Annotated in this window: 12 protein-coding genes and 1 CRISPR repeat array (1 of these 13 only partly in view); of the genes, 6 read left to right on the top strand and 6 right to left on the bottom strand. The window is 48.4% G+C overall.

Annotation, left to right across the window (positions count from 1 at the left end; translation table 11 throughout):
• Nucleotides 1-628: direct repeats of the CRISPR family, unit length 35 nt; unit sequence GTTGTACAACCCTCACCCCGTAAGGGGACGGAAAC; it reaches 1376 nt to the left of the window's first position.
• Between the two features lie 448 nt (nt 629-1076).
• Together TCARDRAFT_RS00845 and TCARDRAFT_RS00840 are read left to right on the top strand one after the other, a co-directional pair.
• Nucleotides 1077-1574 carry a ferritin-like domain-containing protein gene (locus tag TCARDRAFT_RS00845; protein WP_007288111.1) on the top strand — a complete coding sequence of 166 codons (498 nt, stop codon included), beginning with the start codon at nt 1077-1079 and terminating at the stop codon, nt 1572-1574.
• A 12-nt stretch (nt 1575-1586) separates the two neighbouring features.
• Nucleotides 1587-2366: a flavin reductase gene (locus TCARDRAFT_RS00840; protein ID WP_007288110.1), complete on the top strand. Its 780-nt coding sequence runs from the start codon at nt 1587-1589 to the stop codon at nt 2364-2366.
• A gap of 65 nt (nt 2367-2431) precedes the next feature.
• Here TCARDRAFT_RS00840 and TCARDRAFT_RS00835 read toward each other — a convergent pair whose 3' ends face one another.
• A complete protein-coding gene (locus TCARDRAFT_RS00835; RefSeq protein ID WP_007288109.1) occupies nt 2432-3220 on the bottom strand; it encodes a flagellar motor protein MotB in 789 nt (262 codons plus the stop codon).
• Entirely contained in the window at nt 3220-4005 is a 786-nt protein-coding gene (motA, locus tag TCARDRAFT_RS00830) for a flagellar motor stator protein MotA (protein WP_007288108.1), read from the bottom strand. The genes TCARDRAFT_RS00835 and motA overlap by 1 nt, the downstream gene beginning before the upstream one ends.
• Nucleotides 4006-4316: 311 nt before the next feature.
• Here motA and TCARDRAFT_RS00825 point away from each other — a divergent pair, with 311 nt between their 5' ends.
• Nucleotides 4317-5021 carry an HAD family hydrolase gene (locus TCARDRAFT_RS00825; RefSeq protein ID WP_040682876.1) on the top strand — a complete coding sequence of 235 codons (705 nt, stop codon included), beginning with the start codon at nt 4317-4319 and terminating at the stop codon, nt 5019-5021.
• Here the strand turns inward: TCARDRAFT_RS00825 and TCARDRAFT_RS00820 are convergent.
• The 4 genes from TCARDRAFT_RS00820 to TCARDRAFT_RS00805 all read right to left on the bottom strand — a co-directional run bounded on the left by TCARDRAFT_RS00820 (nt 4978) and on the right by TCARDRAFT_RS00805 (nt 11150).
• Nucleotides 4978-6225 carry an amidohydrolase family protein gene (locus tag TCARDRAFT_RS00820; RefSeq protein WP_007288107.1) on the bottom strand — a complete coding sequence of 416 codons (1248 nt, stop codon included), beginning with the start codon at nt 6223-6225 and terminating at the stop codon, nt 4978-4980. The two genes, TCARDRAFT_RS00825 and TCARDRAFT_RS00820, sit on opposite strands and share 44 nt — an antisense overlap.
• Before the next feature lie 18 nt (nt 6226-6243).
• Nucleotides 6244-7530 carry an MFS transporter gene (locus TCARDRAFT_RS00815; protein ID WP_007288105.1) on the bottom strand — a complete coding sequence of 429 codons (1287 nt, stop codon included), beginning with the start codon at nt 7528-7530 and terminating at the stop codon, nt 6244-6246.
• Nucleotides 7531-7544: 14 nt separating this feature from the next.
• Complete coding sequence (locus TCARDRAFT_RS14460; protein WP_007288104.1) at nt 7545-8351, bottom strand: alpha/beta fold hydrolase; 807 nt, start codon at nt 8349-8351, stop codon at nt 7545-7547.
• Between the two features lie 120 nt (nt 8352-8471).
• Complete coding sequence (locus TCARDRAFT_RS00805) at nt 8472-11150, bottom strand: BTAD domain-containing putative transcriptional regulator (protein WP_198003870.1); 2679 nt, start codon at nt 11148-11150, stop codon at nt 8472-8474.
• A 978-nt stretch (nt 11151-12128) separates the two neighbouring features.
• On the opposite strand from TCARDRAFT_RS00805, the gene TCARDRAFT_RS14455 reads away from it, so the two are divergent.
• From TCARDRAFT_RS14455 to TCARDRAFT_RS00790, 3 genes are all read left to right on the top strand, one after another.
• Entirely contained in the window at nt 12129-12650 is a 522-nt protein-coding gene (locus TCARDRAFT_RS14455) for a DUF6431 domain-containing protein (RefSeq protein ID WP_156784611.1), read from the top strand.
• 86 nt (nt 12651-12736) lie between these two features.
• The gene (locus tag TCARDRAFT_RS00795; protein ID WP_007288102.1) at nt 12737-14083 is read left to right on the top strand and encodes an IS481 family transposase; all 1347 of its coding nucleotides are present in this window, start codon (nt 12737-12739) and stop codon (nt 14081-14083) included.
• Entirely contained in the window at nt 14076-14876 is an 801-nt protein-coding gene (locus TCARDRAFT_RS00790) for an ExeA family protein (protein WP_007288101.1), read from the top strand. Before TCARDRAFT_RS00795 ends, TCARDRAFT_RS00790 begins: the two co-directional genes overlap by 8 nt.
• Nucleotides 14877-15015: the final 139 nt, after the last annotated feature.

The following is a 15015-nucleotide window of genomic DNA, read 5'->3' as shown; positions in this document are numbered from 1 at the left end:
ACCCTCACCCCGTAAGGGGACGGAAACCATCTTGTAAATCTTTCACGGTCGGGAAGTTTTTACAGTTCAAGTTGTACAACCCTCACCCCGTAAGGGGACGGAAACCCTATTCGGCGGCTTCAACGCAATCGGGAAATTGACTCAGTTGTACAACCCTCACCCCGTAAGGGGACGGAAACGCAAAAAACCTGCCATCACATATTGGACACTCGTACTCAACGTTGTACAACCCTCACCCCGTAAGGGGACGGAAACGTAGAGGGCGTCGTCTCTACCGTTCCACAAGATGGCAAAGGTTGTACAACCCTCACCCCGTAAGGGGACGGAAACGTCCCCAGGCATTAGGTTGACAGCCTGCCCTCCAATTGGTTGTACAACCCTCACCCCGTAAGGGGACGGAAACACGCCTTCCATCTTTTAACTGTGCATAACCCGTAGTAAGTTGTACAACCCTCACCCCGTAAGGGGACGGAAACTCAATCCACCAGCTCGCCGATGTTTGCGCCGTAATACGCTCAAGTTGTACAACCCTCACCCCGTAAGGGGACGGAAACCAGAAATAATGGTGGGTAGCCTTTTTGCCCCTTAATTGCGTTGTACAACCCTCACCCCGTAAGGGGACGGAAACCTTTATAGGTTTATAGGTTGCCGTGGGGACGGTTATTGTGAAAACGCCGTCCCGAAAAAGGCAAAAAAAAAAGACATACCCCAATAAGCCTATGAAATAGGCTAAATTTGGCAAAAGATTGATTCGTATTGAAAAACAATAGTGAAATCTGCCTTGCCGTGACCAAAACCACATCGCAAAAACACTATGTCTAACGCGTACCGCTGCCCAAGCCACTTGACATAAAATCGGTCAGCTGAGGCCAGGAGGTTGATCTGGTTGGCAATGGCGCTACTTATCTGGCACTATACCGCCGCGTATAACAAAATTTCATTGTTCAGGTAAAAAGCGGCAGGAATTTGGCAGAATATTTTTGAATACTATGAAAGAGCAGCCAAGCCTTATTCGCTGTACAAATTCGTGTTTAGCTATTAAGACATATTAAACTTGCCAAAAGGAGGCGTAAACCATGACGCAAAATCTGTTCAGCGACCTTGAGGGTCTGCGCATTGCCATGGAAATCGAAGACCGCGGCCGGGAATTTTACCGCCAGGCTTATGAGTGGGCAGTAAAGCCAGAACATAAGGAATTGTTCATGTTTTTGATGACCGAAGAAAAGCATCATCACGCGACATTTGCCAAGTTGTTTGAAACGCTGCAAGCACGCAAAGAAGCTCATAGCGGCGACTATTTGTTTGATGCCGACACTTCCCGCTACCTCACCGTCTTAGCGGAAGGGCATATTTTCCCGCCAACGGAAAAAATGCACGAAAAAATCGCGCAACTGACGACGATTGAAGCGATTTTAGCTACTGCCCTCCAGGCGGAAAAAGACTCCGTGCTGTTTTATGACGAACTAGCCGCAAATGCCAAGTTTGAAGACGCGCGGAAAGTGTTTGCCGCTCTAAAAGAAGAAGAAAAGAAACACATTCTGAAACTGCGCGAAATGATCGATGCCTGGGCTTGACGAGGTAACGTTATGATGAAAAAATGGGTATGCAATGTTTGCGGCTATATCCACGAAGGCGAACAGCCGCCGGACGTGTGTCCGGTTTGCGGTGTAGGCCCGGAAGAATTTCGTTTGCTGGAAGATAAACCAGAGAAACCTACTTCGGCTAAAAGCGCCAAACGCTGGAAGTGCACCGTATGTGATTATATTCATGTCGGCGATGCCCCGCCGGACGTATGCCCGCTGTGTGGTGTAGGCAAAGAATACTTTGTTTTGCTAAGTGACGAAATAGCAAGCCTAACCCGGGAAAGCCTGGCCAATTCAAACGCCGCCACCGTCCGCAGCGCGTTAGACACCATCAGCTATGGACTATATATTGTTTCTTCCATTAAAGACAATAAAATAAATGGCCAGTGCGCCAATACGGTGGCGCAGCTGACCATCGAGCCATGCCGCATCGCCGTGTGCTTAAACAAGCGCAACCTCACGCATGAATATGTTATGGCCTCAGGTGTGCTGGCCATATCGGTTTTGCGCGAAGACCAAATCGATATGGTCCGGCATTTTGGCTTTCAATCGGGAAGAACCAAGGATAAATTTACCGAAATTCCTTATTTGACCGGACGCCTCGGCTGCCCGATCCTGCAAGACTGTGTGGCCTATATCGAGGCCAAAGTTTTGCCCGACAAGACGGTAGATGTAGGCACGCATACTCTATTTGTCGCCGATGTGATCGCCGGCCAGGTCGCCAGCAAACTAGCGCCGCTCACATATCGGTTTTATCAGGAGCAGAAAAATAAAGCAAAGTAAAACAAGCCAAGGCTGTGGTGTCGTCCATAGCCTTGGCTTGTTTTACCATCCCCAATATTCTCTTATCACCGTTTACTGCCATCCGGCAGATAGCTGCGCATGATCAGCACCTCGACCCGCCGGTTCTTCGCCCGCCCTTCTTCCGTGTCATTGCTTGCGACCGGGCGGTATTCGCCATAGCCGCTGACGCTTATCCGCTCCGGCTTGATTTCGGCCTGCGACAGCATATATTTCATAAAATTAAGGGCCCGCTTGGTGCTCAAATCCCAATTGCTCGGAAACTCCGGCGTATTTATCGGCATGTTGTCGGTGTGTCCGGCTACTATTACCCTTTGCGAAAGCGGCGCTATCATCCGGGCGATCTCCGTCCCCAGCCGCAACGACTCGGGCTTGAGTTCGGCCCGGCCGGAGGCAAACAACGCCGTGTCTTTTATCCTTATCATCAGGCCGTCATCAGTCAAAGCGGTCTGGATGTCGCCGGCCAGGTTGCTTTCGGCAATATACCGGTCCAGCTGTTTTTTTAGCTCAATAAGCTGAACCGTCTCCATCATATAAGCATGCTCATTGGTCCCGGACATGCTGGACACCACCGGTGGCGTCTTCGGCAAAATTGGCATCTGGGGCGGACCCTCGGCCGCGTACGGCACCGTGCGGACGCTTTCGAAAATGGACGTATTGCCCCGAAAGGCATAGCTGAACGATTGCGCCAGCTGCTCAAATTTTTTCTGGTCAACCTCGGCGGAAGCATAGAGCACAATAAACAAGGCAAGGAGGAGGGTCAGCATATCGGAATAAGGAACCAGCCAAGTCTCGTCAATATGTTCCTCGTGATGCGAATGCTGCTTTCTAGCCATTATTTTTCCTCCCGTTTTTCTTTCAGGCTAGCACGCTCGCTCTGCGGGATGAATACGACCAGTTTTGCCTCAAGGGCGTTAGGCGATTCCCCTGCCTGCAGAGATAAAATGCCTTCAATCATCATACGCTTCAGTTCAACCTCATTTTTGGACAAAAACTTTAGTTTATTGGCAAACGGGTGCCACATGACATAACCGGAAAATATGCCGAACAGGGTGGCGACAAAAGCGGCGGCAATGGAATGCCCCAGTTTTTCGATATCGTCCAGGTTGCCCAGGGCGGCAATAAGCCCGACTACCGCGCCGAGCACCCCGAGCGTAGGAGCATACGTGCCTGCCTGGGTAAACATCAGGGCCCCCTTGCTGTGGCGCTCCTGCATGAGTTCAATCTCGGCTTCCAGGACGTCCCGGATAAGCTCAGTATCCATGCCGTCAACAACCATCATCAAGCCGTTGCGCAAAAACGGGTCGCTTATTTCTTCCAGACGGCCTTCCAGGGCCAAGAGGCCTTCCCGCCGGGCCGTCTGGGCCATCTCGACAAACAACTTTAACAGTTCCGTCCTGGGCATAAGCTGCTGCTCCTTAAACAGCAGCTTGAACAGTACCGGCAGTTTTTTTATCTGAGCCAGCGGAAAAGCATTGAGCAAACTGGCAAGGGTGCCCACAAAAATTATCATAATAGCGGCGTAGTTTAAGAGTATTGACAAATTGGCGCCTTTTAGCACCATGCCCACACTGATGGCCACTACGCCGACCAGCATCCCCAATACCGTTGATTTTTCCAAAAATCTCCCTCCCATGCCAAAACATAGCACTATTTAAATTTTAACATTTATTGTCAAATAATGTCTAGAATAAACTTTTCCCAGCAATCAGTCTTGCTATTTGCCCCCGGGACGGCTTAGGCTATCAACTTTGGCAACCCTGACAATTCCTGGTGATAAAAATAGGCCTAGGCTACCTCAAAATAAGGTATACCCAGGCCTATTTGTCCCAGATTATTCATTATTCTCCCCTGTAATTATTAGGCTTATCGGCAGGTTTTTTGCTTATTGACCGGGAATTGTTTACAAAAAAATTTCAAAGGAGAATAATCTTGAACATCCTCTTTTGGGATATTGATGGGACTTTGATGAGAACCGACCGGGCCGGGCTGTACGCTTTTGCCCATGCCACCCGCGACTTATATGGCGATGCCGCTTTCGATTTCGGCAGTATCAAGACCGCGGGCATGACCGACTGCTATATCGCCGGCCAAATTATCGCCCGCGTCACCGGCCGAGCGGCGACCGCCGGCGAAGTCCAGGCCTTACTCAGCCGCTATGAACAGCTTCTACCCGAGTACCTGGCCATCCGCCAAGGCCGGCTGATGCCGGCGGTGGCCGATATTCTCGCCTGCCTTGCCAGCGATTGTTCTTATGTGTCGCTGCTTCTGACCGGCAACACCCGCGCCGGTGCCAAAGCCAAGCTTACCCGTTACGGCATTGTCCAGTATTTTGACTTTGCGGCAAGCGGTTTCGGGGATAATACTTTCGACCGCTGCGAGCTGGCGGTACAAGCGTTGGCGGCGGCCCAGCGCCGCTACAGTGTCCACGCTGACCGGATTTTCGTCATCGGCGATACGCCCAATGACATCCGCTGCGGCAAAGCGATCGGCGCCCGCACGATTGCCGTAGCCACCGGTACTTACTCGCTTGACGAGCTTACCCAGCATAATCCCTGGTGGGCAGTCAAGCAGCTTCCGCCCCCGGCCGAGTTTATAGCAAAGTTGGCCCAGGGGCTAGATTATATAGGCGGATAGCATTCTCCCGCAAAATTTTGCGAGCAATAGCAATCGCCGTATCTTCATCAATAATGTCGTCGTCGATCATCCCGGCTAAAGCATAATAAACACTGTCCCGCGCGGTTTTAGCACAAGTATAAATATAGCGTTCTCCCCATAGGACGTCCGATCCGTACAGAATTTTATCCCAAAGAACTGGCTTTTCCAGCCAGGTGCGTAACATTTTCGCGATGATTTTGGGATGATTGGCAAACATGATCCTCCCCGAAATGTCGATATAGACTTTGTTGGGCGTTAATCCTCCCAGCGCCAGTACCTCGGCTTGGCCAAACCGCGGATAGCCGCCGTGCAGGATAACAAGTTTTAGGTCTTTCAACTCTTCATCTTCTAATATATTGGCGAGATTCAAAGGGTCAAAGTAGTTTACGTAGTTATCGGTAACCGCGAAATGAAACTGCACCGCCATATCAAATTGCCTAATTCGGCGTAAAATGTACCAGACTAACAGGTCCTGCAGCTTTCCGTATGCTGCCGCGTCACCGCGCCGCGCTTTCGCATATAGTTCCGGGCCTTGGCTTATATCAATTTTCGCAAAATAGGTATTACGAGCATAAGCAATAACGAATTTAAATGCTACTACACGCTCTTGCACATAACTGTCCATTACGCGGTCAATAAACCGGAGGTAGCCGTCAAAACCTTCTTCGGTATAACCGTGCTTTATTTTTAAATCTGACAGCATGTATTCAAAAAAACCGATAAAATATTTGCTTAGTTGCCGCCGTTTCCAGGGAGTGTTATCAAACGGAAAAATCAGAGGGTCAAGCGATGGTACAAAACGGATGTTATCTTTGCCCTTAAGAGAGTCAGGTAGCGCTATATTGGCTAGCAATAACTCCACACCGGCCGCTTTCATAATTTTATCAACTAACTGGCCAGGTGACCGTCTGGCCAAATCGTACCTCCGGGCTAGTTCCTCACGCTTGGTCGCGTCCTGAATATCACTCTTTGTGAAACCATAAAACTTTTCATATGCCTCATAATGTAAGTCGCGCAAATAGGGAAAGCCAGCCGCGCTTTCTTCCGGCGTCTTGAAGGTATCAACGGCAAACGGTATACGCTGCTCATGTGGCAGAGCTTCGAAAAACTCGGCGAAACCAGGATGGCCATGGTTATCAATGAGTTGAATGGTGTTGATCGTAGTTCGTAAACGGAAATACATAATACTCCTTCCTCCCCCTTAAGCCGTTGTTTTCACGGATGCATCAGCTTGTTGCTTCATTTGTCCCAATACCATAATTAACAATGTCGCAAGTACCAGCGCTCCAATACCGCATTGCCATAACAACCTATAATTCCCCATCGCATCGTAAAGGGCCCCGCCCGCATAAATACCTAAGGCTGCGCCGCCGGCCCCCACCATAGCCATTACCCCGCTTACCGTACCTAAGCTGCGACGGCCAAAAGTATCGGCGGCCAAAGCGGTAAACAGCCCGTAGCTACCATAGTGAGAAATTCCCATAATAAAGACAAAGGCATAAGTCATGGTCAGCGTATTTGCGTTCAGCAATAAAAACGTGCCTAATGCTTGAAGAACTAAGGAAATTACCACCGCCGTGCTGCGTTTCATAAAGTCGGAGATACTCGGCCAAATCAACATCGACAAGATTGCTAGCGTCATGTTAAACCCTAAGGCGACGGTAGCTGAGTCTTTACTCAGCCCCATTTGCATAAGGTGAGGCACCTGATGCACCTGCTGGGCCCAACCATTGCCGCCAAGGACAAAATAACCGAACAATAGGCACCAGGCTTTGGGTGAAAGCAACAACTTCGTTAACGTCCATTCCTCTTCCTGGGCAATACTGGGAGCAGGAGCAACACTGACACCGGAGAAAGCTGAAGTGGGTGCCTGATCAGTTTCGCCGTCTGGTTTTAACCCCATTTCTTCCGGTGAAGAACGCATCAGCAAATACGCCGGGATGATAACCAAAACCCAGGCGGCGACGCCCATAACGACGAATAGCCCCTTCCATCCAATCGTTTTCAGCAAATCTTTTGCCAAGAAAGTGAAAACGGCCATGCCGAGCGGCGAGGCGACTAGCGCTATAGACAAAGCGCGCCCCCGTTTTTTGATAAACCAACGGTTAACGGCCGTAGGCCCAGGAATCATACCCATGCCGGTATTAGCCAGTCCGAGGAGCAAACCATAATAGATATAAAACTGCACCGGACTCGTTACGGTTGTTACCAACATAAAAGCAGCTCCGGTAAGCAGCGCCCCGAGAATTAAAATCGTCCGAATACCGACTTTATCCATGATCCGTCCAACAAACGGAGCTGCAATTGCATAAACCATCATGTTCGCCGATAACGCCCCGGCAATGGATGCCCGAGTCCAGTGCAAGTCGTCCAGCATTTGCAGCTGAACTACGCCAAATACACCTTTGGTACCATAAGTAATCGCAATCGAGAGAAACGCGACAAGAACAATCCACCAGCCATAAAAGATCTTATTGTTTTTTCCCATAATCATGCCTCCTGCTATCTTAATAACGGCAGTGCCGCGTTTGGCTCATAGGGAGCTAAAAACTCGGCTAAAGCCCGATTATAAACAGCCGGGTTTTCGACTTTCGTCATATGGGCAGCATCCGGAATAATTTGCAGTTTTGAGCCGATAATGGCTTCGTTGAGAAATTGCGCATAGCTTAGCGGGGTAGTCTTGTCAAACTGGCCAACAAGCAATAACGTAGGTACCTTCATACGCGCGTGGTATTGCCGATAATCGGCTTTTAAAGTCGAAATGGTCGCTTGGCGGTAAGGCTGCTTACGATTAGCCGCAAACATTTGCCGCACCTCGACCTTAAGCCATTCCGGCGCCTCGGGACGGCAAGCGCTGTTCGTAATGGCCTCAGCTACTTCCTCCATGCTTAGCGTATCAATTCTTTTGAGCCTTTCTTCTAAGCCGGTGGTCCCCAGCGGCGGTGGATAATAGCCAGCAGCATCGCTGAGCGTCATTGTCAGCATACGGTGCAAATTGTGAGCAGCAATTTCTTGGTTTATCAAACCACCCATGGAATGCCCTACGAAGTGCGCTTTTTCAATGCCTAACTGATCTAACAACGCCAAAACATCTTTGGCCAAGATGTCCATCGTAATGAACTCGGCCCCGTCATCACTGCGGCCATGACCGCGCAAGTCTACGACTATCGTGCGGAAAGACTTACTAAAAAATTCGATTTGCCGTTTCCAGGAGCTGGCGTTTTCGCCCAGGCCGTGAATAAACACCAATGCTGGCCCTTGTCCTTGGTCCTCATAATAAAGGTTAATTCCATTTACCTTAGCAAACACAACATCTCCCCCTAACTGTCTTAATTTTCCGCTTTCTTTTATTCTAGTTTCTACTTGTTACTGTCTGGTCACAAACCAGTTACAAAATAAAAAAGCCCTTCGACACCGAAAGGGCCTTGCCTAGTCAGTAAATTTGCGATAGATTTCTGTTGTTTTATAAGACGGCTTGACCGCCAGTTCTTCGCGCAGGGTCTCACAACACTTCTTGTAGGTTCTGGCGACCATCACGGGATTTTTCATTTTCCCATAACACCACATTTTGATCTGGTAGGCTTTTTCCCAGCACTTATCCTTCTTAACGATGACATCTGTCCAATTTAAAGCCTCCTCATAGCGCTGTTGGCGAATACACAATTTAGCCATTAGCTCTGCCGCTTTTATATATAGACCAACTAATCGTTCACGTTCAGCTGTGTACAGTTCAAGTTCCTGCTCGCCCTCTAGATAGTCGCCGCGATATAAAGCTATGCTTTTGCGCAGCAGAAGCTCAGCTTCGCACGGTTGCTGATAGACTATGTTCATTGCCTGCATTATCGCATGTTCAAATTCATCAACGTCCAACCAGAAATTAGCCGTCAAATTCCATTGATAAACCGCACCTTGGCGTTGAATAAAGCTGGAGGGCTTACGCGGCTGCCTAGCAGGTTCCAATATATTCATTAGGTTATGCAACGTTACTTTGAAGTTCCTTGCAGCTGCTTCGTAATCAGCTTCTGGCCATAAATAAGACATGATCGTTTCTTTGTGAAGCCCCGCGTGCCTGGCCGTAAGGAGCAGGCAAAACAAATGGCGCGAACTTTCCCGCCGCCAGTCTGACCGCACTATCTCCCGACCATCACGCCAAACTTTCAGCGAACCCAAGGCTTGAATGCGCAACGTCGTGGAAAAACCGGGCCGAGTATCCTTAAAAGTTGGTGCTGTCTGTGCCGATTGTTCTTCCGTCAAAAGCCCCAATCTGACTGCTTCATTAAAAAAGGGTTTACTTGTAAAACCGGTTATATCCCCTAACAGTGTAGGCCGTTCTAACAGAAAATGATAGCCAAACGTATTACAGAGCGATAACAAAGAGTGAAACGCGACTTGAAACTCTTCGGGCTGCTGCCGATGCAATGCTATATAAGCAAGCCACCACGCTCCCGCCGCTTTGCCAAAGTTATCGCCACACCTGTGAAACAAGCGGTTTGCTGCCTGCAAATATGCTTTAGCTTCAGTAAACTGTTGACAAATTGCCGCGCTCATTCCCAAGGTATGGTAGAGTACGGCGGTAAACCACCGGTCTTGGACTTGTTCGGTAATTTTTACGCCACTGTGACCGCAACTTTTCGCTGCTGACCAATCATTTTCCAGGGCATGTAATAAACATTGGCCTTGTAAAACTTCCGTCCGACTCCGTAGTATATCCAGCTTACTCCCAATATCCAACCCCTTCTGATAAGCTAACCAACATTGTTCTTTATCGCGGGGCAGCTGGATCAGCAAGGCGTGAGCCAGCCGAATATAGCCAACGGCCGTTATAAATGGCGAACGTAACTTCTCCCCGACCCTTATGCCTTCCTTCGCTGTCGCTAAAGCCTTATCAGGTTGCCCGCTATAAGCATAGCATAGCGATAATATTAAGGAACTTTCTCGGAATGAACATGGTATATGGTAACTTTTTTCCCGTGAAAGCTGCCGTTCAACTACTTTAATTGCGTCGTATATGCGCCCGGTACGCAACAAAATACGGGCCTCCAAATTATTTTTATCCTCAAAGTTGAACTCCCTGGCCAGCCTTCGATATCTTTCCGCCCGCCGAGGGTTACCACGGTTTATCATATTCTCCGCCATTAACCCTAAGATAGCCGCTTTTTCTTTGCCTTGCTCTGCCGTCAGGGCTTTATAAGCCCGGCGTAAATATAGCTGCGCTTGTAACGGTTGAATAATATCTAAATAGGTTTCGCCAATCCCGCGGTAAGCATTACTTACCCCGGTAAAATCGTTAGCTTCACTGTAGTTTGCAGCCGCTTGCTCATAAAGCCCAATTGCTTTTTTGTAATTGCAAGCAAACCTTGCCTCATCGCCTAACGCCATAATAATATCCGGGTGAATGTGCTCCATTGCTGGCAATTGCTGCAAATAGCCGCACAAAACCCGTCCCCTGCCACTATACACCAAATTCCGGCTAATTTTCCGTAAAATCGCTACTGCTTTATCCCACTGTTTGCCTAATATTAGATGATACAGTGCTTGTTCTTCCTCGCCATGCCGAAGATAATAATCGCCGGCTTTAACATGGATCGTTTGTAAGTCCGGCACCCTTTTGCTAGCTTCCCGCCGCAAAAACTCGCGGAATAGGTTATGGTAACGGTATATCCCTTTATCAATTTCTGATAAAAATAAGCCGCGTTTACGAACAAGCGCCAACAAGTCGTAGCTAAATTCATCACCTAATATTTCCTGACACATTTGCGCATGAAAAGATTCTAAAATAGATGATTTAAGCAAAAACATTTGCAGCGGCTCAGGCTGGCGGACCAAGACATCATGAGCCAAATATTCAAACAGGATTTCCATATTTTCATACTCAGCCTGGGATAAAATATTTTGTTTGGGTTTATTCGCTAATGAATTGAGGATTAGCCTAATAGCGATAATCCAACCTTCTGTATGCTTATAGATTTGTTCAACCTCTTGCTGAGTAAACGTGACAGGCAAAAAATTATTTATAAATTGGTGTATCTCTTGATAACTAAAGGCCAAATCTTGCTCAGAAAATTCCAATACTTTTCCTTTAGCTCGCAACCGGTCAATCTCAGGCAAGTTGATTTTTTCCCGTGACAAAATAACAACGTGCAGCGTTGGCCGCCGACAGGCGAGAAAGCGATCAAAAAACAGCCTAATTTCCGGCTCGGTTTGGACAAAATGCCAATCGTCTACTACCAATATCCCCGGCCTGAGTTCCTGTTCTTCCCGATCCTCGAGACCAGCCATGAGGAGTTGAAAAGCCTTTTTCCAGTCGAACTTCTCCTCTTGCGCTATATTGTTAAGATACCAGTTGGTAATTCCCGGGGCCAAAGGTTCTAATGCACCGGCTAAGTAAGCGGAAAATATATAAACATTATCATCCTCCGGACCGGGATTATACCAACCACAAGGGACAGACATTTGCGTTAACGCTTGTACTAGAGCAGTAGTTTTTCCATAACCTGCACCGGCCGATACAACAGTAACCGGATACTTGTCCAAGTCTGCCAGTTTTGCTTTTAATGCTGTTCGCAAAATAACATCATTATCCAATTTCGGCATATTCAATTTGCTTCGCAGTAGTACTACCGGCTGCATTGTTCCATCTCCCGGCAAGTTAATGATAGGCACTTCGCACAAGCTATTATATTTAATTTTCATTATTGTAAAAATAATTTCCTGCTTTGCCCGCTATACCTTATTGCTTTAGCCCGTGCTCACAACTTTCAACCATATAGATGGCGCCCATGCCGACTAATAAAAAGGAGGCAATGCGGCGACATCGCATTACCTCCTGCTTTTAAAATTAATCCCCATGTCTAGCTGTTTCCGCTCATATTTTTTGACCTAAACCTGCTCAAAATCACTGGCCAAATAGGAATATGGCAATCAATTGTCGAAAATCCGATTAATTCTGAAAACGGAGGAAATGGAAAAGCCTTCGGCAAGGGCCCCTTGAGGTGGCACTCAAACCCTTTACCGAAGGCTTTCCAAAAAGGCAATTTGATTATACTCTATCTTGGCCATTCAGTAAAGGACTATATTCAAAATTTTTTGTACAAGCTGGATCCTGCCACGCTGTTATGTCCTGCCTGTCAGACACCAAGCCTTGTCCGGCATGGTGCGTATCGGCGCAGCTTGACTTGGGGCTGTGAGACGTTTGTCATTACCGTCTATCGTGTTAAATGTTGCCACTGTGGTCGTACCCATGCCATTTTACCAGATTTCATCGCCCCATACCGTCACTATGCCCTCCCCGACATTGAAGAAGCTGTCAGCAGGGTGCTTGATCGGACTATACCGGTGGAAAAAGCTTCAAAGTATTGTGATGTAAGTACCGTCAAACGCTGGGTTTATGCTTTTAAAGTCAAAGTCAATACCGTAATTGGGCTTTTAAACAGTATGGCCATCAGGCTTTACGACCGCGCAGCAAGACTGATAGCCACCGGCAGCAGCTTAAACCATTGGCAGCAATTCTTAGCGGCACTTTCCCTGCTTGGTTCGTCAGCGGCCAGTTCAGAGATGGGATTAGCCAACATTTATGTTACTTCCGACCAAACAATAGTTTTTTTGTAAAATCCACATATGTTGCTCTGTGACCGCTCCTTCCGCCGTGGTATGGTATAGCCAAATATTACCACAGGCATAAGGAGGTTGTCGGTATGGATTGTTTTGATGATGTACGGGAGAAAGCGCTGGCAAGATTTTCGCTAATCGCGCCGCTTTTGGCCGAAGGGCTGGACGCTGCCGAGCGTCGTCGGCGGCGACGTGAAATTCTGGCCAGCACTACCATCTCCGACCGTACCCTCAGGCGCTATCTTGCCGCTTACCGTAAGCAGGGCTTTGCCGGGCTTCTGCCCCAAACGCGCAGCGATAAGGGAAAACGCCGAAAAATACCGGATGACGTTTTTAAGCACGCGGCTAAATTAAAAGAAGAACTACCTGAGCGCAGCACCCTTCGCGTTCTCGACATTCTTGTTGGCGAAAAGACGATTAAACCCGGGGAAATAGCCCGTTCTACCTTGGCGCGGCATTTGGCCCGGCTTGGTTTGACCCGGCGTGCTAAATCAAGCGGCACCGGTAGCAGGCGATTTCAAAAAGAGCACCGTAATAAACTTTGGCAGGCAGATATTAAGTATGGTCCATACATAGTGCATCCCCAAAATCCGCAGAAGAAGCTGCGAACCTATTTAGTCGCTTTTATCGACGACGCCAGCCGGCTTATTTGCCATGGTCAGTTTTATCTTGAGCAAAAGCTGGCGGTTCTCGAAGACTGTTTTCGTAAAGCCATCTTAAAACGCGGCATACCGGAAGGTGTTTACATCGACAACGGCAAAATCTTCATTTCCCGCTGGTTCCGACTGGCCTCTGCTAAACTGGGCATACGCCACATCACGGCAGCACCGTACAGTCCTGAGGCCAAAGGGAAAATCGAGCGTTTTAACCGCACCGTGGAAGAATTTCTGGCTGAAGTGAGCTTAAGCCAGCCCAAAACACTTGAAGAATTAAACAAAGCCTTTGCCGCATGGGTAGAAGAAGGCTATAACCACCGGCCGCACAGCGCGCTTGACGGACAAACGCCGGCCGAGCGGTTTCAAAGCGATGTAAACCCCATTCGGTTCGCTACACTTGAAGAATGCCGGGAGGCATTCTTATGGGAAGAAACCCGCCGGGTGGATAAAACAGGCTGTCTTAAGCTGTGCGGCAAGATCTATGAGGCAGGCATCGACCTCATTGGTAAAACCGTAGATGTGCGCTATGATCCCTTTGACCTTGCCGAAATTGAAATATGGCATAACGGCCGGAAACACTGCTTGGCCCGCGAACTAATCATAAGCGAAACAAGCAGCGCTAAACCCAAAGAAGATGCCGGCCAACCTGACAGGACTGCTTCAGCCAAACCATCGCGTTTACTAGCTGTATTGGAGCAGAAGGCCATTGCCAGACGAAAAATGCGTTTAGGCGCCATTGCTTACCGCCAATTGGGCGGAGGTGATGACAGTGTTTGAGGCGTTTTTCGCTTTTCACAAAACCCCCTTTCAACGGGACTTAGCGGTAAAAGACCTATTTACCACACCGGCTCATGCGGAAATGGTATCCCGCTTAAAATACATTGCCGAGAAAAAATGTTTTGGCCTTATAACCGGCGAAGTCGGCGCCGGTAAGACGACAGCATTGCGAAAACTGGTGGCATTGTTAAACCCTAATAAATACAAAGCCTTATACATCAGCGACTCGGCGTTAACGCCTCGCAACTTTTACTGGGAAGCGCTCAGGCAGCTAGACTACGAACCACGGTTCTACCGCGGCGATGCCAAGCGTCAACTGCACAAGGCCGTGCTTGAACTAAAAGAACAGGGTAAAGTTCCGGTAGTTATTGTCGACGAGGCCCATCTCTTAGGTAAAGAGATGCTGGAAGAGATAAGGTTTTTGTTGAACTTTAACATGGACTCGATGAGTCCGATGAGTCTAATTCTTACCGGCCAACCTGAGTTAAGGCGGATATTGCAGCTAAATATCTACGAGGCTATTGCCCAACGGATAAACATCAGATACCATTTACCAGCAATGGATCGAGCCGAAACACAAGAGTATATACTACATCACCTGAAAATAGCGGGAGCAACCGGCGCGATCTTTACCGACGCTGCTATTGATGTCATATATGAGTATTCTGGCGGCATAGCCAGAAAAGTGAACAATGTATGCCAGGCAAGCCTGCTCCATGCCGCCTTGGGGCAAAAACGGCTAATCGACGACCATATGATAAAAGTGGTCATCGAAAATGAGTTTGCGGTTTGAACTATATTGTTTGGCCGAACCATGTGGTTCGGCCAAACAAAGTGAGCCAAACTTGCGGTCACTTATTTTGAGCAGGGTAGGGTCAATTAGTGTAAGCAGCAACATCTAGCAATTGCTAAAGGTTGTAACGCCCCTCAGT

The organism is Thermosinus carboxydivorans Nor1, assembly GCF_000169155.1.
GTDB lineage: Bacteria > Bacillota > Negativicutes > Sporomusales > Thermosinaceae > Thermosinus > Thermosinus carboxydivorans.
The sequence above is the reverse complement of the archived record's forward strand: the minus strand, read 5'-3'. Positions and strand labels throughout refer to the sequence as shown.